At 61.2% G+C, this 25900-nt stretch carries 17 protein-coding genes and 2 pseudogenes; 3 read left to right on the forward strand and 16 right to left on the reverse strand.

Annotated features, from left to right (window positions below; translation table 11 throughout):
• Positions 1-281 precede the first annotated feature (281 nt).
• Entirely contained in the window at positions 282-3740 is a 3459-nt protein-coding gene (locus tag RB216_RS13340; protein ID WP_308908809.1) for a hypothetical protein, read from the forward strand.
• 44 nt (positions 3741-3784) lie between these two features.
• Here the strand turns inward: RB216_RS13340 and efeO (RB216_RS13345) are convergent, their stop codons facing one another.
• Genes efeO (RB216_RS13345) through efeU form a run of 4 tightly spaced genes read right to left on the reverse strand, consistent with a single transcriptional unit; the run spans position 3785 to position 8001 of the window.
• Complete coding sequence (gene efeO, locus RB216_RS13345) at positions 3785-4603, reverse strand: iron uptake system protein EfeO (RefSeq protein ID WP_028616056.1); 819 nt, start codon at positions 4601-4603, stop codon at positions 3785-3787.
• A 26-nt stretch (positions 4604-4629) separates the two neighbouring features.
• Entirely contained in the window at positions 4630-5928 is a 1299-nt protein-coding gene (gene efeB / locus RB216_RS13350; protein ID WP_028616057.1) for an iron uptake transporter deferrochelatase/peroxidase subunit, read from the reverse strand.
• 14 nt (positions 5929-5942) lie between these two features.
• Positions 5943-7145: an iron uptake system protein EfeO gene (gene efeO, locus RB216_RS13355; protein WP_308908810.1), complete on the reverse strand. Its 1203-nt coding sequence runs from the start codon at positions 7143-7145 to the stop codon at positions 5943-5945.
• 10 nt (positions 7146-7155) lie between these two features.
• Positions 7156-8001, reverse strand: a complete 846-nt coding sequence (efeU, locus tag RB216_RS13360; RefSeq protein WP_028616059.1) for an iron uptake transporter permease EfeU — start codon at positions 7999-8001, stop codon at positions 7156-7158.
• Positions 8002-8170: 169 nt separating this feature from the next.
• Between efeU and RB216_RS13365 the strand changes: the two genes are divergently transcribed.
• Positions 8171-9187, forward strand: coding sequence for an AraC family transcriptional regulator (locus tag RB216_RS13365; protein WP_305385281.1), 1017 nt, complete (start codon positions 8171-8173; stop codon positions 9185-9187).
• An 85-nt stretch (positions 9188-9272) separates the two neighbouring features.
• Here RB216_RS13365 and RB216_RS13370 read toward each other — a convergent pair whose 3' ends face one another.
• The 8 genes and pseudogenes from RB216_RS13370 to RB216_RS13405 all read right to left on the reverse strand — a co-directional run bounded on the left by RB216_RS13370 (position 9273) and on the right by RB216_RS13405 (position 22893).
• A complete protein-coding gene (locus RB216_RS13370) occupies positions 9273-10688 on the reverse strand; it encodes an efflux transporter outer membrane subunit (RefSeq protein WP_028616061.1) in 1416 nt (471 codons plus the stop codon).
• Positions 10685-13864, reverse strand: coding sequence for an efflux RND transporter permease subunit (locus tag RB216_RS13375; protein ID WP_028616062.1), 3180 nt, complete (start codon positions 13862-13864; stop codon positions 10685-10687). Before RB216_RS13375 ends, RB216_RS13370 begins: the two co-directional genes overlap by 4 nt.
• A 15-nt stretch (positions 13865-13879) precedes the next feature.
• Positions 13880-15121, reverse strand: a complete 1242-nt coding sequence (gene mexE, locus RB216_RS13380; RefSeq protein WP_122555266.1) for a multidrug efflux RND transporter periplasmic adaptor subunit MexE — start codon at positions 15119-15121, stop codon at positions 13880-13882.
• Positions 15122-15353: 232 nt separating this feature from the next.
• A complete protein-coding gene (locus tag RB216_RS13385; RefSeq protein WP_122685181.1) occupies positions 15354-16967 on the reverse strand; it encodes a dipeptide ABC transporter ATP-binding protein in 1614 nt (537 codons plus the stop codon).
• On the reverse strand, positions 16964-17863 hold the full coding sequence (locus tag RB216_RS13390) for an ABC transporter permease (protein WP_308908811.1): 900 nt from the start codon (positions 17861-17863) through the stop codon (positions 16964-16966). Before RB216_RS13390 ends, RB216_RS13385 begins: the two co-directional genes overlap by 4 nt.
• Before the next feature lie 3 nt (positions 17864-17866).
• Positions 17867-18817 carry an ABC transporter permease gene (locus tag RB216_RS13395; RefSeq protein WP_028616066.1) on the reverse strand — a complete coding sequence of 317 codons (951 nt, stop codon included), beginning with the start codon at positions 18815-18817 and terminating at the stop codon, positions 17867-17869.
• A pseudogene (locus RB216_RS13400) lies at positions 18814-20431 on the reverse strand (ABC transporter substrate-binding protein). Before RB216_RS13400 ends, RB216_RS13395 begins: the two are co-directional and overlap by 4 nt.
• A gap of 44 nt (positions 20432-20475) precedes the next feature.
• Complete coding sequence (locus RB216_RS13405; protein ID WP_372514784.1) at positions 20476-22893, reverse strand: TonB-dependent receptor plug domain-containing protein; 2418 nt, start codon at positions 22891-22893, stop codon at positions 20476-20478.
• A gap of 241 nt (positions 22894-23134) precedes the next feature.
• Between RB216_RS13405 and RB216_RS13410 the strand changes: the two genes are divergently transcribed.
• On the forward strand, positions 23135-23581 hold the full coding sequence (locus RB216_RS13410; protein WP_028616069.1) for an anti-virulence regulator CigR family protein: 447 nt from the start codon (positions 23135-23137) through the stop codon (positions 23579-23581).
• Here RB216_RS13410 and RB216_RS13415 read toward each other — a convergent pair.
• From RB216_RS13415 to RB216_RS13430, 4 genes and pseudogenes are all read right to left on the reverse strand, one after another.
• On the reverse strand, positions 23562-24158 hold the full coding sequence (locus RB216_RS13415) for a chorismate-binding protein (RefSeq protein WP_308908912.1): 597 nt from the start codon (positions 24156-24158) through the stop codon (positions 23562-23564). The genes RB216_RS13410 and RB216_RS13415 overlap by 20 nt on opposite strands.
• A gap of 10 nt (positions 24159-24168) precedes the next feature.
• A pseudogene (locus tag RB216_RS13420) lies at positions 24169-24423 on the reverse strand (thioesterase II family protein); the annotation flags it as partial.
• Between the two features lie 598 nt (positions 24424-25021).
• Positions 25022-25378, reverse strand: coding sequence for a type II toxin-antitoxin system RelE/ParE family toxin (locus RB216_RS13425; protein WP_122815095.1), 357 nt, complete (start codon positions 25376-25378; stop codon positions 25022-25024).
• 2 nt (positions 25379-25380) lie between these two features.
• On the reverse strand, positions 25381-25671 hold the full coding sequence (locus RB216_RS13430) for a type II toxin-antitoxin system ParD family antitoxin (RefSeq protein WP_305385314.1): 291 nt from the start codon (positions 25669-25671) through the stop codon (positions 25381-25383).
• Positions 25672-25900 lie beyond the last annotated feature (229 nt).

Below are 25900 nucleotides of genomic sequence, written 5' to 3' on the forward strand. Positions count from 1 at the left end.
GGTTTCATCCTTTAAGGTGCAATTGAGAGAACATACCCATGTTGGCAAGTCCTGCGTTGACCCGAGTGCCTGCGGCCCAAATCCCTGTTTATCCCGGCGCTACCATCGTTGCTGAGGAAGCGATAGGCCCTCAATCTCCCGTACCAGAGGCCCCCGTGCGACGTCTACGGCGTGAGTCGGGCAGCGTAGAGCAACAACACTCTACGCCCGGCTGGACCTTGCCTGCCGCACCTCCCGCTAACTCTGGGCGGGCATCTGCAGATACCGCGCTGGGGAAACGCTTGCTGGCCTCCATGGAGGGCGGTTATTCCACAGTAGAAGCCTCGGCGGACAGCTCCTTGGCGCCTGCACTGGACATTTACGCAAAAGTACTGGCTCATCCGCAGTTACAGGCATGGTTCGCCAGCAAAGGTCTGGAAATGTCTACCTTGACACTGCACCGCGACAGTATCAGCGGTTATGTCTACCGTGACGGTGTCCGTACGGCCGTAACATTCAGCACCACGGACAGCTCCGGATGGGGGCAGGCCAGCGTGAGGCTGCGCAGCATCAAAGATGTGTTGGACCCGTCCGACGAGGGGCTTCCTTACTTGCAGGCAGGTGAATCCTGGGTGCCCCATTCCTTGGTCTTGCAGGCCTTTGGCTTGCAACTTCCCGTCTTTACAGAGGACCGGGATGAGTTGTTAGCATCCTTGCGTACCTCCGGTCTGGTGATGCCTGCGCAGCAGTATCAGCAGCTCAGCGTCAGTCTTGAGCGCGTCCGGCAATCCGTTGGTGATCTGGATGAGCGCGCCTTCCTGGCGGACCAATTGGAGAGCGCCGTCAAGGACCTGCCTGACGATACGCCTTATGACTGGTCAACCCAGCCAGTGCAGTTGTCGGTGAGCACGCCACTGGCGGCGGGAGATGAGGTTGCACAGGCCCGGTTGAAACGCTTCAGTGAATCGCCGGCCGTGCAGGCATTGATCAAAGACCTGATATGGCCGGGCCAAGCGTTTCGTGTGTCCGAGGGGCGGTTCGAGCACAAGACCCCGGCAGGGGAGTGGATTGATCTCACCGCGTACATCACCCATGTTGCCGAACTTGACCAGCAATTTCGCCCGTTGGTCACCCTGAGCCACACCTGGGGGAACGCCTTGTACTCCACGCCTTACTGCGATATCCGCCAGTACCTGGATCACAAAGGGTTGGGTTCACCGCGCACCGCCGGTGAGACACGCAACGTGGTCCAGTGGTTACGCACCGCGACCTTGCCCCCCGTGCCGCCGTTGGGAAATTATGCCGCGCTGATGGCAAGGGAGTGGTCGCCTGGCCAATTGACTTCGGACGATAAAGCCATCCTTAAGGCCAGCGCCAGCCAGCGTTTTGGCGGCGAAGTTCCTCAGGGTTTTTACGATCTCAGCGAAATATCCGTGCAGGCATTGCGAGACAACCCTACTGAGCAGCTGGAAAAACTGCTGAACGGACGCGACGCCTTGGCCTTTGGCGAATCCTTGGCACGCGACTTGATATGGATGGATTCGCCGTTGCCCAAAGCGGTGAGCCAACAGTTGGTTCTCGCTGCGCTCGCACTGCACTCGGACGCCGAGGCACCCGCGAAGCCAGGCTTCATCGCTGGCTACAATGTTTATCAACCCGCGAATATGGGGCGCTCCTTCAGCGCGGTACGCCGCGATGTTGAACAGCACCTGCAAGACACACAAGGGCTCGATCCAAAACTCGCCGTGCTGGTGGCCCACATCGGCCTGGCGCAGGCCGCTCCCGAGTTTCTGGTGAGGGATGTGCCTCCATCCATCCGCGTCGGTACGCCTGCATGGGTGGAGCTACGCCTGGGGGCTGCGATGGCGGATCGCATAGCGCCCGGGACGTCCCGTGGAATGACTGAAGAGCAGGTCAGCGAGCTGACCACGCTGGCGCCTACCAGCGAGGCGCAGGCGGCATTGATGCAACTGCATGCGATGAAATTATTGCTGGATTGGGCGGTGCTCAACGGGGTCATTCCAGCGCTGATTGACGGGGAACACCCTCCAGAGGCGCTTAAGACCGCCAGCGAAGCGTTTTTCAAACAGCGCGAAGAGGTTAACACCGCCTTGAGCGCGGTGACGGCGATGCCGGATCGCAAAGCCATGGCAATCCAGGAGTTGCTAAAGGTATTTCCAGATTTCACGGCCAGCCAGTTGGAAGCGATGAAGGTAGTGATCGCCGACAGTGACGTATTGCGGAACATGCGCGTCTCCGAGCCGCGTACGCGTTCTCTGGTTGAAACGTACATGACCGGCGACTTGACGACGGGTAAGTGGGTGCTGACCCACGATATGCCGCAAACTGCGGTTCGTCCCCGGACTTCTCCCTATCAGCGGAGCCATGAAGTCATAGCGCCCCAAGAGAAACGCGATGCGTTGGATGCACGAATCCGCAAGTTGCCGATGCTGGACACCCTGCTGCAAACAGCGGTCAATGAGCACCGACAATCGCTCCAGACCGTCTATACCACGCGGCTCAAGCTGATGTTCTCCGAACTTTCATTGGAGGATCGCCAAATGTTGGAGCTGGGGACGGTCCAGTTGTACGGCATACGCGGGGAAACCGGGTTGCCCCCGGCCACGGAGACAGCCGCAGATCGGGCTGCGACTCGGGGTCGGCAAGGTACGCTGTTGCGCGCCGAACTGGATGGCAAGGTGAATTATTACGAAGTGTTTGCGAACGGCACGATCGTCAAGCGCAGCAATCTGCCAAAACAACTCAAATTGGGCGATGCCTCGGGTGGCAAATCCAACCCTATGGGCTTGAGTGGCATTTATGTGACCGCGTTTACGGGCGGATTCAGCCTGGGCGTGGACTATGAAGCCTACGCTAAAGGCACTGAAGCGAAGCCTGGTAGCACGTCCAAAGTCATTGTTGGAAAACTCGGTGGGCCTATCGCTGGCCGTTCACTTGCGGCCGGTGAGGCACTGGAAACCTACGTACCTGGCACTTATGCATCGTCGAAGATACACAGTATTGCGTCGCGTATTGCCGAGCTCAATTTCTATGAGGCCGATGACGCCATGCTTGCCCGGGCCAAAGGGAGTTTGCCCCTGGAAAAGCAACGCGAGGCGCTGGGGGCTGAAAAAGCAATTTTGCTCGGGCTGGTGCCATTTGTGGGCGCCTACCAGGAGTTTGCCACCGGCAATATCGGCAAGGGATTGTTCAACCTGGGGCTGGACCTGGTCGGGCTGGCCCTGGGCGCGGGAGGTCGGGCACGGGCGTTGATACGCGCGGGCAGATCAATCACGCACAACCCGCTGGGTGGCGCCCTTCGCAAGCTGGGCAGCGTAGTGCATCCCCTCGCGCCAAAAGTCGCCTGGGCTAAACCCGTGGAGAGCTTCGGTGATCGGGCATTCAACTTCATCAAGGCGTCGGCGCTTTTCACCAGTGCAGCCATGAACCCGGCGGATGGATATGGGCAACTGGTCAACTCTGCGCTCAAAGGCTTGATCAAACTACCGTTGCTGGCCAGTGGTGCGACGAGGCTTGGCAACGCGGCTCCTCATCTGATAACCGTCGAGGAGAAGTTGAGAAGTTTCTGGCTTGCTGGCGCATGGGACTCTAAAGCGCCGACTGCGTCGGCCGGTTCGTCCGGTGTGTATCAGGGGGTGCCGGTATCGGCGCAACGACACGGGGGCGATTGGTACGCGATCAATCCAAGAACGAATCAACCGTTTGGTACGCCATTGCGTGATTTCAGGCTGGGCGCTTGAGCCGCGTAGCGCTCGCCCGACAGCGTGGGCGAGCGCTACGACGGTCAGTTCAGGCCTAGCTTGCCACGCAGGGTCGACAGGTCTTCAGCCAGGGTATTGACTGGCCCCACCAAGGCCTTGCGGTCATTGTCCTTCACCTTGTCATAGGTCTCGAAACCACCGTCCTTGGTCTTGTACTTGGCCAGGATCTTGTCCACGGTTGCGAAGTTCTTGTCGACCTTGGCCAGGAAGGCCTTGTCTTGCTTCTCGATCTGGCCACGGAACAGGTCGACGATTTTCTTCGCGCCGTCGATATTGCCCTGGAAGTCATACAGGTCGGTGTGGCTGTAGCGGTCTTCTTCGCCGGAGATCTTGGTGGCGGCGACTTCTTCCAGCAATGCTGCGGCACCGCCCACGACTTTCTCAGGCGGGAAGGTCAGACCATCGACGCGGGTCTTGAGGTCGTTGACGTCGGTGTTGAGCTTGGCGGTCAGCGCTTCCAGGCCCTTGGTGGTGTTCTGCGAGAACAGCGCGTATTCGATACGGTGGAAGCCGGTGAAGTCTTCGGCGGTCACGCCTTTTTCATGGTCGTCGACGCGGGAGTCGATGGACGCATCAAGGTCGCTGAACAGCTCGGCGATCGGCTCGATGGACTCATAGTGCACGCGGGTCGGTGCGTAGAGCTTCTTGGCGGTGGCCAGGTCGCCTTTGTTGATGGCGTCAGTGAAGGCCTGGGTCTGGGTGACCAGCTCGCCGATTTCTTCGGTGACGTAGATTTTGTAGTCCGACACCGGCCCTACCAGGTCCAGCGGCGCGGTAGCGGCGAAGGCTGCCAGCGGCGAAAGGGTCAGCAATAACGACAACGCGATAGACGACTTTTTCATGGGACGATTTCCGCTCTGGGTTTGTTTTAGGTCTGGGCAGTGGTTTGAGGGTGCGTTGCAGTCAGCAGCGTGCGCCCGATGAAATCCTTCGGCCCCGTGACGCCCGGCAAGGTGAAGAAGTACCCGCCACCGACTGGCTTTAGGTATTCCTCCAGGGGCTCGCCATTGAGCCGGGTTTGCACGCTGATAAAGCCTTTCTCCAGGTCAGCCTGGTAGCAGATGAACAACAGCCCCATATCCAGCTGACCGTTTTTGTTGACGCCGTTGGAGTAGTTGAACGGCCGGCGCAGGATCAGGTTGGCCTGAGTCTGCGGGGTGCGCGGGTTGGCCAGGCGGATGTGGGCATCGAGCTTGGTCACTTTGCCTTCGGGGTCCTTGCTGTAGTCGGGCACCTGGGTCTCTTTGTCGCCGTCCATGGGCGCACCGGTCGGCTTGATGCGGCCGATGATGCTCTCCTGTTCTTGCAGCGGGGTACGGTCCCAGCGCTCGACGAAGTTGCGGATGATGCGCACGGCCTGATAACTGCCGTTGGCCGCCCAGGCCGGTTCGTCGCTGCCCGGTTGTACCCACACAATCTGGTCCATGGCCTTGGCATCGTTGGAGTTCGGGTTGGCCGAACCGTCACGAAAACCCAGGAAGTTGCGCGCGCTTTGCGCAGGCTCGCCGGGTTTGCTCGGTGCCTGGGGCGGCACGCTGCCTTCCTGCTTCCAGCGCACCAGCAGCAAGTCCGGAAGATTCTTCACGATGTCGCGCAGGGCGTGGATATTGGTGTCCGGCGTGTTGGAGCTGAATTGCAGGCTCAGGTCGCCGTGGCACTGCGCCGGTTCCAGTGCATCGTTGGGGAAGCCAACCATGCGGCTCAGGCGCTTGGGCTTGACTGCGGTGAGTCCGAAGCGCTCATCGAACAGTGATTCTCCGACGGACACGGTAATGGTCAGGTTGTCCGGCGTGACCACCGGGCCGAGGATGCCGGAGTCGGTCGGCGGCAGTTTCGGGTCGACTTGCGGCACGGTGCCGCCGGTCATCAGGAAGGCGATGCGTTCGTTCAAGGTGCGGAACAGGCGCTCCAGGTCTTCACGATCACTGGCCAGTACGTCGAACGCCACGAGCATGCCGCAGGCTGGGCGCGGCGTGACGATACCGCTCTGGTGCTTGCCAAAAAAATCGTGGTGGTCCTGGGTCTTGTCGCTGCGCGGTGCGGTGGTGACTTGCTCGGCGGCCATGGCCGGGCAGGTCAGGGTGCTGCCGGCAATGGCGGCGCCGGTGGCGGCCATGCCCAGCAGGACACGGCGGCGAGTAAGGTCAAATTGTTCTGAATCACTCATGTTTGCGGTCGTCTTCACTGCAGGCCGGAGAGGCCAAGGGCGGGGTCGATTCCATCGAGTGCAGCGGCCAGAGCCTTGGCCTTGTCGGCGATCTGCTTGCGCTGATCGGCGGTTACGCTGTCGTAGCGGCGGTACTGGCCGTCGACTTTCAATTCGTTGAGTTGGCTGTCGAAGGCCGTGAGAGCGCTGTCGACTTTAGGCAGCAGGTCTGCGGCAGACTTGGTCAGCAAAGGGCGCATCAGGTCGACGACTTTGTGGGCGGCCTCCAGGTTGGCGGCGAAACCATTCAGGTCGACGTGGCTGTAGCGCTCTTCTTCACCGCTGATGGCACGTACATCGGCCAGGCTGTTGAGGTTGCGCACCACAATGCTGACCAACTGCTCCGGCGGCAGCGACTGGGCGAGCAGTTGTTGCTTGAGGGTGGTGACGTCGGTCAGCAGGCGCTGAGCAACCGGCGCCAAGCCATCGAGACTGCGTTGCTGGAACAGGCTGTATTCCAGGCGATGGAAGCCGCTGAAGGCCGGGTCCTGCTCGCGCTTTTCAAAGTAGTCGGCGCGGGCGTTGATCGCGTTGTCCAGCTCGGCCAGGCGTTGCGATGCGGGGGCCAGGCGTTGGTAAGCCTCGCGCGCCGGAACATAGAGCGCTTGAGCCTGGGCCAGTTCGCCGGCGTCGACGGCCTGTTGCAAGGCGGTGACGGCCTTGATCAATGCGCTGCCTTGGCTGCTCAGGTACACGCGGAATTCCGACAGTGGCCCGATAAACGCCACCATCGACGGCTTGGCCTTGGCTTGCGCATCGGACTCGGCGGTCGGCGTTACGTGCAAGGTGCCGCGCGGGTTGCTCAGCAGGCCGCAGGTGATCGCGTAGTCGCCGGGCAGCAGGTTAGCGTTGATCACCTGGCTCAGGCCGGGGGCGATATTTTCGCGCTCTTCGACCACTAGCACGCCGTCGAGGATTTCCCATTCCACCGCACGGTCGGAGCGGTTGATGATGCGAAAGCTGGCGCGGCCGGCGGGCACGGTCAGCTCATTCGGTTCGCAGGCGTGGCCATGGATGGTCACGGCGATTTCATTGTGGTTGGTCTGGCGCTTGCTGGCCGCCAGTTGCGAGGCGTAATAGAACAGGCCTCCGGCGGCGATCATCACGACCACCGAGCCCGCCACGGCCCAGCGCAGGGCGCGGGGTGGAGAGGACGGTTGAGGAGTAGGGTTGGACAAGAGGCGGTCCTTACTGGTTGGCAACAGAAGAAGGTGAGGCGGCAGGCTTGGACGGTGCGGTGGGCAGGAAGAACATCACCAGAGCTACCACCAGGTAAATCAGGTAGGCGCCGAGGGTGCTGATGGTGGGCGCTTCCTGATAGCCGAACATCCCGGCCAGCACCGAGCCCAACGGGCTGTCCATGGGCAGCGCGGCGCTGAAGTCGAACAGCACGGTTTGCAGGTGATTCCATACGCCCGCTTCGTGCAGGGCTTGCACCGAATTGGCCAGGATGCCGGCGGCCACCACGAGGATAAACAAGCCGGTCCAGCGGAAAAACGCGCCCAGGTTCAGGCGCATGCTGCCGGTGTAGATCAGGAAACCGACGATGATCGCCAGGATCAAGCCGAGCAGGGCGCCAATCGGCGCGCCTGGGCCTTCACTCTGTTGGAACACGGCCAGCAGGAAGAACACGGTTTCCAGGCCTTCGCGGGCCACGGCGAAAAACACCATGAGGATCAGCGCGGTGACCTGGTGCTTGGAACCGGCCAACGCGTGATCGAGAGATTCGTGCAGGGAGTGCTTGATGGAACGCGCCACCTTGCGCATCCAGAACACCATGGAGCTGAGGATGCCCACGGCGACCAGGCCGACGATGCCTTCGAACAATTCCTGTTGTTTTTGCGGGAACTCGGCGCTGACCAGTTCCAGGCCACCACCGACCAACAGGGCCAGTGCGGCGGCGAGAAATACGCCGATCCATACGGCCGGCATCCACTGGCCACGGCCGGTCTGTTGCAGGTAGCTGGCGATAATGCCAACGATCAATGCGGCTTCAATGCCTTCGCGCAGCATGATGAGGAAAGGAACGAGCATTCGGCACCGCGTGACAACTAGATAGGGTGCTAAGTTGTAACATAATGATACTCATTGCTAAACAACAATTCTTGACGTTTGCTGAACAGTGGCTGAACGGTGGTGGCAAAGCGCGTCCGCCCTTATGATGCGTGCCATTCTTTGCGCAGCTCTGGATACGCGGTCCACCATGTCGGAAAAAGACACCATCTCTATTCACCTTGTGCGCGAAGCCTTGCTGCAAAGCTGCGCGCCTGGGGCGACGAGTGCCGAAGTGCTGCACAAAGCCGGGATTGACCCGCAGTGGCTGGCCGAGCCTGCTGCGCGGGTTTCGGCCACCACCTACGCACGGCTGTGGCGTCTTTTGGCACGGCGCACCGATGATGAGTTCTTCGGTATGGACCCGCGCAAGCTCAGGTCCGGCAGCCTGGCGTTTCTCTGCCGCGCTGCAATGGCGCAGCCAACGCTTGCCACCGCCCTGGAGGCCGGGCTGGAGTTCCTGTCACTGATGCTGGAGCGACTGCCCGCTGAGTTGGTGCGTCAACAAAGTCTGGCGGAGATCGTACTGGTCGAGCCCGAGGCTGAACCTAATCGGGCCTTCACTTACTTCACTTACTGGATGATCGTCCACGGTGTCGCGTGCTGGTTGGCAGGACGACGTATTCCAATCCTGGCGATTGAGCTGCGCTGCGCAAAGCCGGAATTCTGTGACGACTACCAGGTGATGTTTTCCGACAACCTGCGCTTCGACCGACCCCGCACGCGGATGATCTTCTCTGCCGACTGCCTGGACCTGCCGATCAAGCGCACCCCGGAAGAACTCAAGCGTTTCCTGGCCCATGCACCGGCTAATATCCTGGTCAAGTACCGCGACCCCGACAGCTTCGCCACGCGGATCAAACACGATTTACGCCAAATGCCCCCCGAAACCTGGCCGGAAACCGAAGGCCTCGCGGTGAGCCTGTGCATCTCGGCCTCAACCTTGCGCCGTCGCCTGGCAGAAGAAGGGCAGACCTATCAGGGGCTCAAGGACAGCGTGCGTAAGGAATTGGCGATTGTGTGGTTGGCGGAGCCGCAGATCAGCTTTGCCGAGATTGCGGCGCGGCTGGGGTTTGCTGATACGAGTTCGTTTTATAAGGCGTTTCGTAAGTGGGCGGGGTCGAATCCAGGGCATTACCGGAGTTTGATTATGGGTGAAGCTGGTTAATCAAGGACCAAAAAAAGCCCCGTGACCGAATGGATCACGGGGCAAAAAATTGGCTGGATGCGACCAACCAAAGGAGCTCTTTACATCACTTGGCGCTGGCGACCACCGTATCCGGCTGCCAGCCACCGCCCAACGCCTTGTAGATCGCGACGATGCCGCGATACAAGTCCACTTCGGCCTGGGCCTGGGAGTCTTCGGCGGCCAGGCGCTCACGTTGCGCGTCGAGCAATACCAGGAAGTCCACGGTGCCTTCGCGGTAGCGGATCGCGGCCAGGTCGGCGGCGGCGCGGCTGGATTCGCTTTGGCGGATCAGCGAAACCAAACGTTGCTGGCGCTTGCCGTAGTCGCTGAAGGCGTTCTCGGACTCTTCCAGCGCCAACAACACTTGCTGCTCGTAGGTTGCCAGGGCGCCATCTGCCTCGGCATCGGCGCCGCGCAAACGGGCGCGCACGCTGCCCAGGTCGAAGGCTGCCCAGGTGATGCTTGGGCCCAGGGCCCAGGCATTCGCGGCGGACGAGCCGATCTGCGAACCACGCCCAGCGGTGAAGCCGAGGAAGCCGCTGAGGCTGACCCGTGGGAACAGGTCGGCCTTGGCCACGCCGATACGCGCGGTGGCGGCGGCCAGTTTGCGTTCGGCGCTGAGGATGTCCGGGCGACGTTGCAGCAGTTGCCCTGGATCGCCGATCGGCAACGCTTTGGCAATCGCCGGCAGGTCTTTAGGGCCCAGGTCGACGGTCAGCTTGTCCGGACGCTGGCCCAGGAGGGTGGCGATGCGGTTACGCTCGCGCACTTGTTCGGCCTGTAGTTGCGGCACGCTGGCTTCGACTGCCGCGAGGCGTGCGTCGGCACGCTCCACGTCGAGTTGGTCGCCCACACCGGCATCCCGCAGGCTGACCGTGATGGTGCGCGATTCTTGCTGGTTCTTCAGGTTGTCCAGGGCAATGCGTTCACGCAGTTGCACGCCACGCAATTGGCCATAGGCGTCCACCAGTTCGGCAATCATGGTGACTTGCAGCTGGTACAAGTCAGCCTCGGCGGCTTGCTGGTCGGCGTCGGTGGCTTCCAGGTTGCGCTGGATGCGGCCGAACAGGTCCAGTTCCCAGGCCATGTCCAGGCCGAGGTCGTAACGCTCGGTCTTGACGCGGCTAGTGGTCTGGCCCGGGATCTGGCCTTTGCCCTGGTCACTGCTGACCCGGCTGGTGATGGTCGGCATGGCGTCATTGCTGGCGTCATCGCGGATCGCACGGGCCGCCCGCAGGCGGGCAAAGGCGACGCGTAGATCACGGTTGCCCTGCAGCGACTGGGTCACCAACTGGTTGAGGGTCGGGTCTTCGAACTGCTGCCACCAGATGCCTTCGAACTTGGCGTGGTCATACTGCTTGGCATCGGCAGCGGCCGTGATGTTGGCCGCCTCCGGGGTCTGGGCTTTGTAGTCCGGGCCTACGGCACAGGCGCTCAGCGCCAGTACCAGCAAGCTCGGCAGGAATACTTTCACACTCATTGCTGTGTCTCCAGCTTCAAGGCCTTGGCCGCTTTGCGTGCCTCTTGGCGCTCCACATAGCGACGGATCAGTACGTAGAACACTGGCGTCAGCAACAGACCGAAGAAGGTCACACCGATCATCCCGGAGAACACCGCCACGCCCATGGCATGACGCATCTCGGCACCCGCACCGCTGGACAACACCAGTGGCACCACACCCATGATGAAGGCGAACGAGGTCATCAGGATCGGCCGCAGACGCAGACGGCAGGCTTCCAGTACCGCAGCGAGCGGGTCGAGGCCTTCTGCCTGTTTGTCCTTGGCGAACTCGACGATCAGAATCGCGTTCTTACACGCCAGGCCCACCAGTACGATCAAGCCGATCTGGGTGAATATGTTGTTGTCGCCACCCGAGATGATTACCCCGGTAATCGCCGACAGCAGGGTCATCGGTACAATCAGGATCACCGCCAATGGCAGGCTCCAGCTTTCGTATTGGGCGGCCAGTACCAGGAACGCCAGCAGTACGCAGAGCGGGAACACGAACAGTGCGGTGTTGCCCGAGAGGATTTGCTGATAGGTCAGGTCGGTCCACTCGTAGGTCATGCCGTTGGGCAGTTCTTCTTTCAGCAGTTTCTCGATCGCCGCTTCAGCCTGGCCCGAGCTGTAGCCCGGTGCAGCGTTGCCGTTGATTTCTGCGGTGATGAAGCCGTTGTAGTGCATCACGCGGTCCGGCCCGGAGGTGTCGCTGACCTTGATGAAGGTCGCCAGCGGGATCATCTCGCCTTTGTTGTTGCGCACTTTCAACTGGCCGATCTGGTCTTCGTCCAGGCGGAACTGCTGCTCAGCCTGCACGTTGACCTGGTAGGTGCGGCCGAAGCGGTTGAAGTCGTTGGCATACAACGAGCCCAGGTAGATCTGCAGGGTGTCGAAGATGTCGCTGATCGCCACGCCGTGGGTCTTGGCCTTTTCACGGTCGATGGCGGCATCGACCTGGGGCACGTTGACCGTGTAGCTGGTGAACAGGCCGAACAGTTCCGGCGTGGTGCGGCTCTTGGTGATGATGTTCTGCACTTCTTTGTACAGCTCGTCGTAACCCAGGTTGCCACGGTCTTCGATCTGCAGGCGGAAACCACCAATCGTACCCAGGCCCTGTACCGGCGGCGGTGGGAAGATCGCCATGTAGGCTTCCTGGATGCTGCTGTACTTGCCGTTCAGTGCACCGGCAATCGCTCCGGCAGACATGCTCGGGTCTTTACGCTCGTCGAACGGTTTCAAGGTCACGAACACGATGCCGCTGTTCGGGCTGTTGGTGAAACCGTTGATCGACAGGCCTGGGAAGGCCACGGCGGCTTCCACGCCCGGCTGTTTCAGCGCGATGTCGGACATGCGCTTGATCACGTCTTCGGTGCGGTCCAGGCTTGCGGCGTCCGGCAATTGGGCGAAGGCCACCAGGTATTGCTTATCCTGGGCCGGTACGAAACCGGTCGGGGTGTGGGCAAAGCCCAGCCAGGTCAGGACCATCAGGCCGGCGTACAGGAACAGCGCAATACCACTGCCACGGATCACGCGGCGCACGGTGCCGACATAACCATGGCTGGCCTTGTCAAAGAAGCGGTTGAACGGTTTGAACAACCAGCCGCCCAGCAACTTGTCGAGGAACTTGGAGAAACCATCCTTCGGCGCGTTGTGGCTCTTGAGCAATACCGCAGCCAGGGCAGGGGACAGGGTCAGTGAGTTGAACGCCGAGATCACCGTCGAGATCGCAATGGTCAAGGCGAACTGCTTATAGAACTGCCCGGTCAAGCCGCTGATGAAGGCCGCAGGTACGAACACCGCACACAGCACCAACGCGGTGGCGATGATCGGGCCGGTCACTTCGCTCATGGCTTTTTCAGTGGCCGGAAACGGTTCCAATCCCAGCTCGATGTTCCGCTCGACGTTCTCCACCACCACGATGGCGTCGTCCACCACGATACCGATCGCCAATACCAGGCCGAACAGCGACAGCGCGTTGAGCGAGAAGCCGAACAGGTGCATCACCGCAAACGTACCGATCAACGATACCGGCACCGCCACCAAGGGAATGATCGAGGCGCGCCAGGTCTGCAGGAACAGGATCACCACCAGCACCACCAGGATCAACGCTTCGAACAGGGTGTGCACCACCGCTTCGATGGAGCCGCGCACGAAGATGGTCGGGTCATAGACGATGCTGTAGTCCATGCCTTGCGGGAAGCTCTTTTTCAGCTCCTCCATTTTGCCGCGCACTTCGTTGGAGATCTCGATCGCGTTGGAGCCAGGGCGCTGGAAGATCGGGATCGCCACGGCCGGCTGGTTGTTCAGCAACGAACGCAGGGCGTATTGGCTGGAGCCCAGCTCCACCCGTGCGATGTCTTTGAGGCGGGTGATTTCACCGTTATCGCCGGAGCGAATAATGATGTTCTCGAACTCTTCCTCGGTCACCAGGCGACCTTGGGTGTTCACCGACAACTGGAACGCAGTGGCGGTCGGGGCAGGTTGTGCACCCAGGGCACCGGCGGCGACCTGGCGGTTCTGCTCACGGATTGCCGTCACCACGTCAGTGGCCGTCAGGTTGCGCGAAGCGGTCTTGTTCGGGTCCAGCCAAACACGCAGGGAGTAGTCGCCCATACCGAACAGTTGCACGTCACCCACACCGCCCAGACGCGCCAACTCATCCTTCACATTGAGCAAGGCGTAGTTGGACAGGTACAGCATGTCGTAGCGCTGATCCGGGGAGGTCAAGTGCACCACCATGGTCAGGTCGGGGGAGGCCTTGTCCACGGTGATACCGATGCGCGTCACTTCCTCAGGCAGTTTCGGCTGAGTCCGGGTCACGCGGTTTTGCACTTGCACCTGCGCGTTGTCCAGGTCGGTGCCCAGGGCGAAGGTGATGGTCAGGGTCAGCTTGCCGTCGGCGGTCGACTGCGAGGACATGTACAGCATGTTCTCGACGCCGGTGATGGCTTGCTCCAGCGGCGCGGCCACGGTTTCACCGATGACCTTGGGGTTGGCGCCCGGGAAGTTGGCGCGCACCACGACAGTCGGCGGCACCACTTCCGGGTATTCGCTGATCGGCAGTTGGAACAGCGAAATTGCACCGGCGATCAGGATCAGCAGCGAAAGCACCGCTGCGAAGATCGGCCGCGAAATGAAGAACTTGGAAAAATTCATCTTGAGTCGTATCCCTTAACCGCGTGGAGTCGCAGCGCTGGCAAGTTTCGGCGCGGCTTTATCCGGCGCCACTTGTTCCAGGTTGCTGGCTTCAAGCGCTTGTCGTTGTTGGGCCAAGGCGGCGAGGGTTTCCTTGCTGGCCATCGGAATGGTTTCCGGAGCGACCGGCGATCCTGGGCGCACGCGTTGCAGGCCCTTGACGATAATGGTGTCTTCTTTGTTGAGGCCGCTGCGCACGATGCGCAAGCCTTCGATTTTCGGCCCCAGTTCTACCGAGCGATACGCCGGCTTGTCGCCTTCCATCACCAATACGAACTTCTTGCCGAGGTCGGTGCCGACGGCTTCGTCGTTGATCAACACGGCGGAGTAGGTGCCGCTGCCGACCAGCTTCAGGCGGGCGTACAGGCCAGGGGTGTATTCGCCCTTGCTGTTATCGAACACGGCGCGACCACGGATGGTGCCGGTGGCCGGGTTGACCTGGTTGTCGACGAAGTTCATCTGGCCCAGGTGCGGGTTGCCGGTTTCGTTGGACAGGCCCAGGTACACCGGGGTGGTCGCACCGCGACGGCCTTGGCGAGCCAGTTCGGTGTACTTGAGGAACACACGTTCATCGGCATCGAAGTAGGCGTAGACCTTGTCGGTGGAGACCACACTGGTCAGCGCGGTGACATCAGCGGTCACCAAGTTGCCGGCGGTGATTTCGGCACGGCTGACACGGCCGCTGATCGGCGACGTGACGCGGGTGAAGCTCAGGTTCAGCTTGGCCAGGTCCAACTGCGCCTGGATCCCGGCGACAGCGGCGCGGGCTTCCTGAGCGGCGGTGGTGCGCGAGTCGGCCAGTTCGGCGGAAATCGCATTGCTCTGGCGCAGGCGTTCGCCACGCTGGGCTTCGTTATCGCTACGGGTGGCGGCGGCGCGGGTTTGTTGCAACTGAGCTTCAAGGCGACGCACTTCAGCCTGGAACGGACGCGGGTCGATCTGGAACAGCAGGTCGCCTTTCTTGACCAAAGCGCCTTCGGTGAAAGCGACTTGGTCAATCTGGCCAGAGACCCGAGGACGGATCTGCACGGTTTCCGGGGCTTCCAGACGACCGGTGAACTCATCCCACTCGTTGACCGGTTGTTCCAGCACCTTGGCCACGCTGACTTTGGCAGCTGGCATGGCGGCCGCTTGTTCCGGGGTCTTGCCGCACGCGCTCATCACCACCACGGCCAAAATCGCCAGGGGGAAGCGCAAATGTTTGAGTGACTGTTCCATGAGGTGCATCCGCCAATGTATTTGAGATGGGCGGATCATGCGCGGCGATGTGCTATGTCACGAATCGAATGAAGCAAAGGTAACTATCATTCGGAATGATATAAGCGCGAGATTAGCCCTCTAGCATGGGGGTTTCGTTAGGAGGCTATCAATGGGCTTGATGGCAAAGGACTGTTGCAAGGACTGCAAGGAACTCGCGCGCTCGCCGGTGTTCTCGCGAGCGCGTCCTTGATTATGCCGCCCTTGTGGCGACGTGTCGGCCAGGGATCGCAGCAATCAATTCACGGGTGTATTCGTTGGCGGGGTGGTTGAAGATCCGCTCCACGCTGCCTTGTTCGACTACCTTGCCATTGCGCAACACCAGCACCTCATGGGCAAAGTTGGCCACCACCGAGAGATCATGGGACACCAGCACATACGCAATGCCCATCTCCCGTTGCAACTCTTCCAGCAAATCAAGAATGTGCGCCTGCACGGATACATCGAGCGCACTCACCGGCTCATCCAGCAGCAACAGGTCCGGCTTCAACGCCAGGGCCCGGGCGATGGCGACGCGTTGGCATTGGCCGCCGGACAGTTCGCGCGGCAGGCGGTCAAGGTAGCTGGCTGGCAGGTGAACGCGGGAAATCAATTCGCGGGCGGCCTGTTCCAGCGCGGGCCCTTTGAGCAGCCCGAACGACACCAACGGCTCGACGATGCTATCGAACACCGTGAAACGCGGGTCCAGCGCGGCAAATGGGTTTTGTTGCACCAGTTGCAGGCGCTGGCGCAGCGGGCGGAAGTCGCGCCAGCTCAGGTGCGTGACATCCTGTTGTTCGAACCAGACCTGGCCTTGGCTCGGTTTCTCAAGGCCCAGGGCGATGCGCAATGCGGTGCTTTTGCCCGAGCCTGATTCGCCGACGATGGCCAAGGTCTGGCCGGGGTATACCTCCAGGCTCAGGTTTTCCAGGGCCACGAATGTGTTGTCTTCACCCTTGACCTTGGGCAAGGCGAACGTCTTGCCGACGTTTTTGAGGCTCAGGATGGGCTCTATCATCGGGTCGATATGAATCAGCGGTTCCCGCCGCTTTGCGAAAGCAGGAGCGGCGGCAATCAGCGCGCGGGTGTAGTCATGTTGTGGCGCGTCGAGAATCTGCCGCGGCGCGCCCTGTTCGACCAGTTCGCCTTGTTGCATCACCAGGATCCGGTCGGCGCGGTCGCTGGCCACGCCCAGGTCGTGGGTGATGATCAGCAGCGAAATCCCACGCTCGCTGACCAGGCGTTGCAGGTGGTCGAGGATCTTGCGCTGCACGGTGACGTCGAGGGCGCTGGTGGGCTCGTCGGCGATGATCAGGCGCGGGTTGCCGGCCAGGGCAATGGCGATCAACACGCGTTGGCGCATGCCGCCGGACAGTTCATGGGGATACTGGCGTGCGCGCAGCACGGGGTTGTCGATACCCACCTGTTGCAGCAGCTCGACAATGTCTGCATCCACAGCGGGGTAGCGTTTGCCCTTGGCCAGAATCAGCGCCTCGGCGATTTGCTGGCCCACGCGCAGCGTGGGGTTGAGGCTGACCATCGGGTCCTGGGGCACCAGGCCGATGGTGCGGCCGCGCAAGGCACGCTTTTGGCGTTCGCTGGCGTGGGTCAGGTCTTGGCCGTCTACCCACAGTTGGCCGGCGGTGATCTGCGCACTGTCCGGCAATAAACCCAGGATAGCGTTGGCCAGGGTCGATTTACCCGAGCCGGACTCGCCGACAATCGCCACGGTCTCGCCCTGGGCGACGCGCAAGGACAGGCGATTGACCGCCGTGTTGCCGTGCCGATAGCGGACACTGAGTTGGCGAATATCCACTAAAGCATTCATCGCTGGGTTTCCTCGAAGGTGCGGGCGATATGGTTGAGACTGAACACCACGGCCACCAGGAACAGGCCTGGTAGCAGGGACACCCACGGGGCGGTGATCAGGAAGTGTCGGCCGTTGGCAATCAGCGTGCCCCATTCGGCGGCGGGCGGCGCGGCGCCGAAACCGAGAAAGCTAAGGCCGGCGGTGGCGAGGATGGCGGCGCCAAAGTCCAGGGTTGCCAGCACCGCCACCGGCCCCCAGGCATTGGGCAGGATGTGTCGCAGCAGGGTGCGTCCCCAACTTGCGCCGCCCAGGCGCGCGGCCTCGACGTACGGCAGCGTCTTGACCCGCAGCACCTCAGCGCGGGTAGTACGGGCGAACCCTGGAACAATGCCGATACCCACGGCAATCGCCACTGGTACCGTGCCGAAGCCGATGGCTGTGACAATCGCCAGGGCCAGCAGCAGGCCGGGCAAGGCCAACAGCACATCGACGAAGCGCATGATCACTGCGTCAACGCGGCCACCGGCAAAGCCCGACAGAATGCCCAGGCCCAGGCCACCCAAGAGGGCGATGCCCACGGCTAGAAACGCCGCCAGCACCGAGAGGCTTGAGCCAAACACCACGCGGGTATAGAGGTCGCGTCCCAGCTCATCGGTGCCAAACCAGTGGATCAAATTCGGCGCACGCAGCTTGTCGACGGGCGACGTGGCGTAGTGGTCGAAACTGCTCAACAGGTGCGGTGCGATGGCCGCCACCAATGAAAACACCACGACCAGCAGCGCCAGACTAAACCCCGGCCGCCGCAACAGGGGCAGCAGCGTCGCCGTCACGCGTTGCAGGCGGCTGCGGCGGCGCCACAGCCCAGGGCTAGCGGACATGGTTTTGCGGCCCAGGTTCTGCTCAAGCATGTTCATGGTCTAGGACACCTTTGGCGTGTGGGTGATGCGCGGGTCGAACCACGGGTAAAGCAGGTCGACTAGCAGGTTGACCAGTACAAAGGCCGCTGCCGACACCGAAACGATCGCCAGCACCACCGGAATGTCCTGGCGCAGCACGGCCTCCTGGGCCAGCCGGCCAATGCCTGAGCGCGCAAAGATGGTCTCCACCAACACCGCACCGGACACCGTATTGCCGACCTGCAAGCCGATCAGGGTCAGGATCGGCAGCGCGGCATTCTTGAACCCATGTCGCGCCTGCACCTGCCCACGACTCAGGCCCTTGGCGTAGGCGGTGGCGATATAGGACTCTCGCCAGACACCCTGGAAACTGCGTTGCAACACTTGGGCATACACCGCCGCACTGGGAATTGCCAAGGTGATGGCAGGCAACACCAGACTTTCAACGCCCTTGCTACCGGTTGCGGGAAACCAGCCCAGACCGAACGCAAACACCTGAATCAGCAACAACCCCATCCAGAACACCGGCACTGAAAAGCCCAGCGATGGCAGGCGTGCCAGTGTCTTTTTCAACGGTTGCCAACGAAGGTAGGCGGTCAGGTACGCCAGGCCGATTCCGCCGAGCAGCGACAACACAATGGCCAGGCCTGCCAGGGATAAGGTTTGCGGCAAACGTTCGGCCAGCAGGTCCGCGACCGGCCGGTTCAATGAAAGTGACTGCCCGAAGTCCCCCCGCAGCGCTCCCAGCAGCAGGTCGAAATACTGCTCGAACAAACCCTTGTCCAGGCCGTAATAGGCCCGCGCCTTGGCCAGGTCTTCCACCGACAGCGAGTCGGCTTCCATACCCGATGCACTGAGCATGATCGACAAGGTGTCACCCGGCAGCAGATAAAGGATGAAATACGTGATGCTGTAGGCACCCCACAGCACCAGTAAGGCTTGTCCGACCCGGCCGATCAGATAACGGCTCATGGCGTGCCGATCTCGATATCACCCAACAGCGCAAAACCCTCGGCGGTCCAGCGGAAGTTTTTCACCTTGGGCGAGGTTGCCGCCTGCCACACGCGCTCGTAGATCGGGAACGCCGAGCTTTCGTCAATCAGCAGGTCTTGTAGATCACCATAGGCGGCTGCGCGCTGCGCGCTGCGGGCTCTGGGTGGCGGTGATGCCGGCATCAAACAACGCCTTGGCTTTATCCAGTACCGCCGGTTCGAAGGTATTGGTCGCCACGGTGGAACTGTTGGCGCTGCGCGGATCGAGGATGGTTTGCAGGATGATCGGGTCGGCGCGGGTCATGTAGTTGATGGTCAGGTCGTAGTTGCCGGCGGAGTTATTGGCGACCCATTCGGCGCGGGTGACCACGCTGAGTTTCAACTCGATGCCGACCTTGCGCAGTTGGTCCTGGATCAGCACGTCGCCAGCGGTCTCGGCCGGGCTGATGTTGTAGCTCAGGCTCAGGCGCTTGCCGTTTTTCTGCCGGTAGCCGTCCGCGCCCTTGGCCCAGCCGGCCTGGTCGAGCAGGCGCTCTGCACCGGCCGGGTCATAACCGAGCTTGGCGGCCTGGCTTTTGACATACGGCGTGGTCACATCAAACACGCTGTCTACCACCGGGAATTCGGCGTTGTACACCGTGCTGGCGTAGCTCTTGCGATCAATCGACTTTTGCACGGCCAGGCGCACTTGTTTGTCAGCCAGCAGGCGCTCGCCACGGGTGTTGGGGAAGAGGTTGAGCGCAGGGCCCGGCAACGAACGGCTCTGGATCGTCGCGCCCTTGGACTGAAACAGCTTCAGGTCAACTTCGGAGAACGGGTTGCGCGGCCACAGGATGTCGGCCTTGCCTTGCAGGAACAGGCCGTTTCGTACGCTTTCCTCGGGGATGTAGCTGATGTCTACCGCGTCCAGATGCGCTTCGCCCTGGTTTTTCATATTGGCCGAAGCCCAGGCGTAGCCCTTGCGTTTAGTCAAATGTGCGCCGACTTCCGGCGTGTAGCTGGCCAATACGAACGGCCCGGTGCCGATGATCTTGCCCAGGGAGCGCTCTTTCACCGTCAGTGCGTAGGAGGCGGGCGCGAGGATCGCCAGGTTGGTGGTGGAAGTCGCCTGCAGGAAACCCGCGTTGGGCTTGGACAGCACCAGCTTGACGGTGAAGTCATCGACCACTTCGGCATGGTCGTAACCTGCCAGGTAGGTGGCGCCGAAGGTGGCGGGTAGCTCGGTGGCGAGTGCTTTGTCGCTGTCGAACGCGATTTTCACCGCCTTGGCATCGAAGCGCTCGCCATTGCTGAAGGTGACGTCCTCACGCAGGTGGAAGGTATAGGTCAGCGCGTCGTCACTGACTTCCCAACGTTTGGCCAGCCAGGGGATGATTTTGCCGGTCTCCGGGTCCTGGTCGGTCAAAGACTCGGCGACATTGCGCAACAGCACGCGGTGTTCCAACCAATACACCTGGAACGGGTCGACGCTGACCAGGGTGGTGTTGTCGCCAAAAAACGCGATGTTCAGGGTCTTGCCCGCCTGGGTGTCAGTCCCGGGCGAGCAGGCGGCGAGGCTCAGCGCCAAGGCGCAGGGGGCCAACAGACGGCTCATCAAGTTGGAGGTATTCAATGGGGTGCCCTCAGGTGGCGTTTGGATCAGAAGTCGTAGGCGAGCTTGGTGTACCAATAGCCGCCGGGGTAGAACGGCGGGTTGCCATAGGCGGCCAGGCCGAGGTTGCTGTACACCGCGTGCTTGTCGGGGCGTACGTCGAAGATGTTGGTGCCGCCGATGCTGACGGTGAGGCTGTCGACGAACGTGTAGCTGATGTCCAGATCGGTGATCCACTTGGCGCCGAAGCTGCGGTCGCCGCTCGGGTTGACCGCCAATGTCTTGACCGCGCCGTAACGGGCGGTTTGCAGGTTGACCGCCAAGTCCTCGACCTTCCAGTTGGCGCCCAGGATCCACTTGGTCTTGGGTGACGCATCGGTGAGATCGCCTTCACGGTCACGGCCCACCAGGGTCACGCCTGAACCGGCCAGCGCACCCGGCGTGTCACGTGTGCCTTCGATGGTGGTCTTGTTCCAATTGAATCCCAGGCTCCAGCGCACATCGCCCCAGGCGTCCAGTGGCGTGGTGTGGTCGGCGACCACGTCCAGGCCCTTGGTGCGGGTGTCGAACGCGTTGGTGTAGTAGTTGACCCAGGTGCCAGTGGGCACGCCTTGGGCGGCGAGGATGGCGTTGATCGCGCCGTTGCCACGGTCGTAGATATTGCTGGTCAGGGCGATGCGGTCGTCGATGTCGATCAGGTAGGCATCGGCGGTGATGCTGGTGCGTGGCGCCGGTTGCCAGGTCAGGCCCAACCCGAGGTTGCGCGACTTCTCCGGCTTGAGGTCATCGCCACCGAGGGCTTTGGCCAGGTTGCTGCCGGACGGGGTCAGGCGGGTTACGGCTGGCACCACGTTGCCGTTCGCATCGATGGCCACGCGGTTATCGGCCACGGTGTAGCCGATCTGGGTCAGGGACGGTGCACGGAAACCGGTGCCCACGGTGCCGCGCACGGCCACGGTGTCGGTCAATTCATAGCGTGAGTTCAGTTTCAGGCCGAAGGTGTTGCCCGAGTCATCGTCGTAATGTTCCACACGGCCGGCGACGTCGAGGAACCAACGGTCGGTCAGGTCGAAACCCAGGTCCAGGTAACCTGCGTAGTTATTGCGGATCAGGCTCACTTCGTCTTCCGGGCGAATCGTCACGGCGGCCTGCGCGCCGGAAGCGGCGGGGTAGGTGCCGGTGATATAGGCCTCGCGGTCGCCGGCGAACGTACTGAAATGCTCCCAACGATGCTCCAGGCCCGCCGAGACCTGCACCGGCGGCGTCAGGTTGAACAGGCTGTCGTAGCGGCGGGTGAAGTCCAGGTTGTTGACCCATTGCTCGAAGCGGAAGGTCGCCAGGTTATCGAACTTGGTCGGTGACGCTGTGCCCAGCGATGGGTTGATGTTGAGGTCGCTGGAGTGGTGCACGTTGTTGCGTCCGTAGGTGGTGCTGAGGTCCCAGTTCCAGTCGGCCACCAACCCCTTGCCGCCCAACAGCAGTTGGTAGTCGCGGTCCTTGATGTTGTTGAGCGGGAAGTAACCGTCCGGAAAAACCTCGGGCACTGCGGCCGTGCCGGTGGGCAGGCGAAAGTAGTTGGCGGCCTCGGCATCGCGTTCGCCGTAGGTGGAGAACGAATACAGCGTCAGGTCTTCCAGCGGCAGTTCGGCGTTATAGGCCAGGTTGAAGGCCTTGAGATCCGGGTCGCCGTTCTTGATCGCGACGCGATCCCAGGCGGCTTCCTTGGCCGGGTCGCTGAACGCCCGCACGCTGCTGTCCGCCTTGTCGTTCCAGGAAGCGCTGCCGCGTTTGCGCGCATCCGCCGAGAAGTGGAAAAAGCCGCCCTGGCCCAGTTCGAAGCCTTGGTCACCCGCGACCTTGATGGTCTCGCCCTGGCCGGAATACAGCTGGCCGTAACTGGTTTCCAGGTGGCCGCCGCTCTTGGTGTTCTTGAGGATGATGTTGATCACGCCCGCCACCGCGTCGGAGCCGTATTGAGCGGCAGCGCTGTCTTTGAGCACTTCGATATGGTCCACCGCGCTGACCGGGATCAGGTCGATGTCCACCGCATTCGCGCCACTGTTGTCGATCGAGCCGCGCTGTCCCGTCGCGCCGTTGTGGCGGCGCTTGCCGTTGACCAGCACCAGCGTGTAGGCCGGGCCGAGGCTGCGGTTGCTCAGGGGACGTGTCACTGAGTTGTAGCCGGCGATGTTGGTGCCGAAGTTGAACGATGGCAGCAGCTTGGCAATTGCCTCGGACAGCTCGGCGCGACCGGTCTTGAGCAGTTGGTCGCTGTTGATCACATCGATGGGCGCTGGGCTGTCGGCCACCGTGCGCTCCTGGCCGCGCAGGCCGGTGGAGATCACCGTCACGGTGTCGAGCTTGGCGTCTTCAGCGAAGGCGGGCGCCGCTGCCATCAGCATGGAGCTGGCCAAGAGTGACAGGTGAAATTTGTTAAGGGAGGTGGGGAGTGCGATGTCTGGCATGTAGGCGACCTGGGGGATAGGGAATACGTCCTCCGCCAGGTATGGGGTCGGTCTGTAGAGCGAAGATAATCCTATAAAAAACCTGAGTGAAAGGCTATTTTGGAATAAGCTAATTATCAGTTAATATTATTTAATTTAAACATATGATTAACTGTTTTTATTATGTCTTAGGGCGGGCACAGGGTTCATAGGTAAATATCGTCTACATTCCTAGGGTAGTTCCCATCTGGAGAAGACGACCATGTTCAAATCTCGCATGCTGGCAGTTGCATTGACCGGCACTGTTTTGCTTATGGGCTCGGTGGCGACTGTAGCCGACCCTGGCAACGGCAAGGGTCAAGGCCACGCAAAGGGCAACGCACAAGGGGGCCAAGGTCATAAGGGCAAGGGCTCCGACGTAGATGATTGGCGGCGCGGCCCCAGCATCGACCGGGGCAGCATCCTGGGTGTGGTCGGAGGCTATCGTGACTATTGGAGCCCAGCCCCATCACTGCCGCCTGGGATACAGAAGAATCTGGCGCGAGGAAAACCTATGCCTCCGGGCATTGCCAAGAAGTTGGATGGTCGCTTGCTGGGCAGGTTGCCACATTACGACGGCTATGAGTGGCGGCAGGCGGGTACGGATTTGATCCTCGTCGCCATTGCTTCCGGCCTCATTTATGAGGTGCTCAATGGTGCTTTCGATTAGCGTCGGGGTGGCGCCCATGAAGCAATGCTCGCCACGGTGCAGCGCGAACAGTTGGGAGGCGTTGCCTCGTGCGTGCAGGCGCTGCACCACTGTCGAGGGGCGCGCTCAACTGGTACTCGATATGCCGCGCCAACACCACTTTGTTCAAGTCACCGCGTGAAATGGCCTGCAACGCTATATCGACCTTACCCTGCCATTGTGGGGAAGGCAGCGCGTTGCGTTCGATAACATCGTGCGCAGTGGCCGTCGCGGCGGGCGGGTTGAGCAGTTGCGCATAGGCCGCGATGCTGTCGCGGGCCAATGTCTGCGGGTCGCTGTCGGGTTCGAGCACTTGCTGGCAGCGTAGCCAGCAGCCGTCGGTGGCTTCGCTGAGCAGCCAATGGGCCAGATGAAAACTGGCGTCAGCGAAGGCGGCCCAGTGCGGTGCGCACGGCCGTTGTTCATCGAAGCGCATGCCGCCCAGCAGCAAGGGTGCCTTGGGCCCGTCGATCACCGCGTCGGCGCACAGGGCGAACCATTGCCGGTCGACGTCGAGCATGTTGCCGGTGTGGAGGCGCGTGACCCGAGACGAACACATGGGCGGCGCCAGAGCCCGCCGCTTGCAGGCGCACTCCCACGGCGTAGGCGAGGGCGGCGCCCATGTTGTGGCCGAACAGCAGCAAAGGCCGGGCGGGCAACTTTTGCAGTACTGCGCCAATGTGCCCGGCGAGACTATCCAGGCAGGGGATATGCGTTTCGTTGAAACGCTCTTCGCGTCCCGGAGGTTGCACGGCAAGCAGGTCGATATCCCCCGGCAGGTGCGCCAGCCACGGACGGAAAAAACTCGCGCTGCCCCCCGGCATGGGCCAGCACACCGGGATCCCCAAAAAACATTTTGACTGGGCTCTAGGCCGGTAGTTACAGCTTGAAAAAAACGAATTATGCCCCCAGTTATGCCCCCAATTGCGTCGAGTGTTCGAGCGATCGCGAATGGCGATTTCTGACGCGGACCTGGGTGGTCGTGGCTGGCATTCAGTGCACCCCCGTATACTGGATGACCAAACCGAATCGGGCAAATCCTTGATGGTTCGATGATTCGATATCCTTAATCGGAGTTGTCGGGCTGTCCTTCAGCACCTGTCCTGAAATTGGCATCGCCAGATAGTCATGCTCTGCGCGATGTTCCAATGGCGCTGGTCGCCAGAGGGATCGATGCGAGTATCCATCGGAAGTTGGGGCCCAATGCCAGGCGTCTAAATACGCAATCGGCGTTAAAAAAGCGGGGCAAAGTTGAGTATCGTGTTTGTGGTCGTAGACCTCGATAGTGCACTAGGGCCTAAAACCCTGTGCTCCAATTGACCGTTGAGTCGGCTGGCAGCGCGGGGGTTGAGGTTGAGATCTAGAGGGGGCGTCTCACCTTTGTTGTTCCTGGCCAGTCATGTCTGTGTCCTGGATCGCTGATCAGTCATTAGGCAAGTGCAATTGCACGTCCATGGCGTCATGAAGGAGTCGGACGACCTCGATCACCTCTTCATTTGCCACGCGATAGAACACGACGTGGCGTGGGCTTTTGACCGTCCCATGAGGGTGTTTAGCTTGCTGGCGTGAATATACGAGGTGATAGCTGCGAAGGCCCGGTGCAAGCTCATCGCGCTCGTGGCTGCCAATGCGATAAGGCGTGCTGGCAAGAGCTTGCAGCGCCGCGAGGATCAGCGCCTGGTAGCGATGGCGTGCTTGATCGCCGAACTGCGTTTGGGAGAGCCTGAGGATGTCAACAATGTCGGCACGAGCCGCATTGGAAATCCGATACTGCGACATGCTCAGTGTTTCTCTTTCGTCGGGATTGTTGCCTCCAGGCTCAAGCCCTCGAGGTAGTGCGCCAGATCCCCTTCGTTGAGCTCAGTGGAGCGCCCGCGCTTAAGGTCCATGATGCCGATCGATGTAGCCTGACGCAGGGCCTCAATTTTGGCGGTGTCTTCGGCGATGCGCTGCTCCAGTAAACGCAAACCTTCTCGCATTACTTCACTGGCATTCTGATAACGGCCGGACTGTACCAGGTCATGTATGACCTGTTCCTGGTGAGGGGTGAGCACAACGTTTCTCGTTGCCATATTGAACTCCAGCTTTCAGCGAGTAGTGTCTTTCGGTAATTGGCATATTATGCCATTTAACTTTCCGGTACATGGTTTAAGGCTTGGGTCTGCCAAACTGGGTTGTATGGTTGCTTTTTGGGATGTTTCGATCCTTACTCTCGACGAGACGTGGCAAATTGCCCGTACAACACGGCCACCAGTCTGCAGTGGCCGCCGGCGTGTACTCAGGCATCATCTGGGCCGTTGG

It is taken from the genome of Pseudomonas canadensis, from assembly GCF_030980095.1.
GTDB lineage: Bacteria > Pseudomonadota > Gammaproteobacteria > Pseudomonadales > Pseudomonadaceae > Aquipseudomonas > Aquipseudomonas canadensis.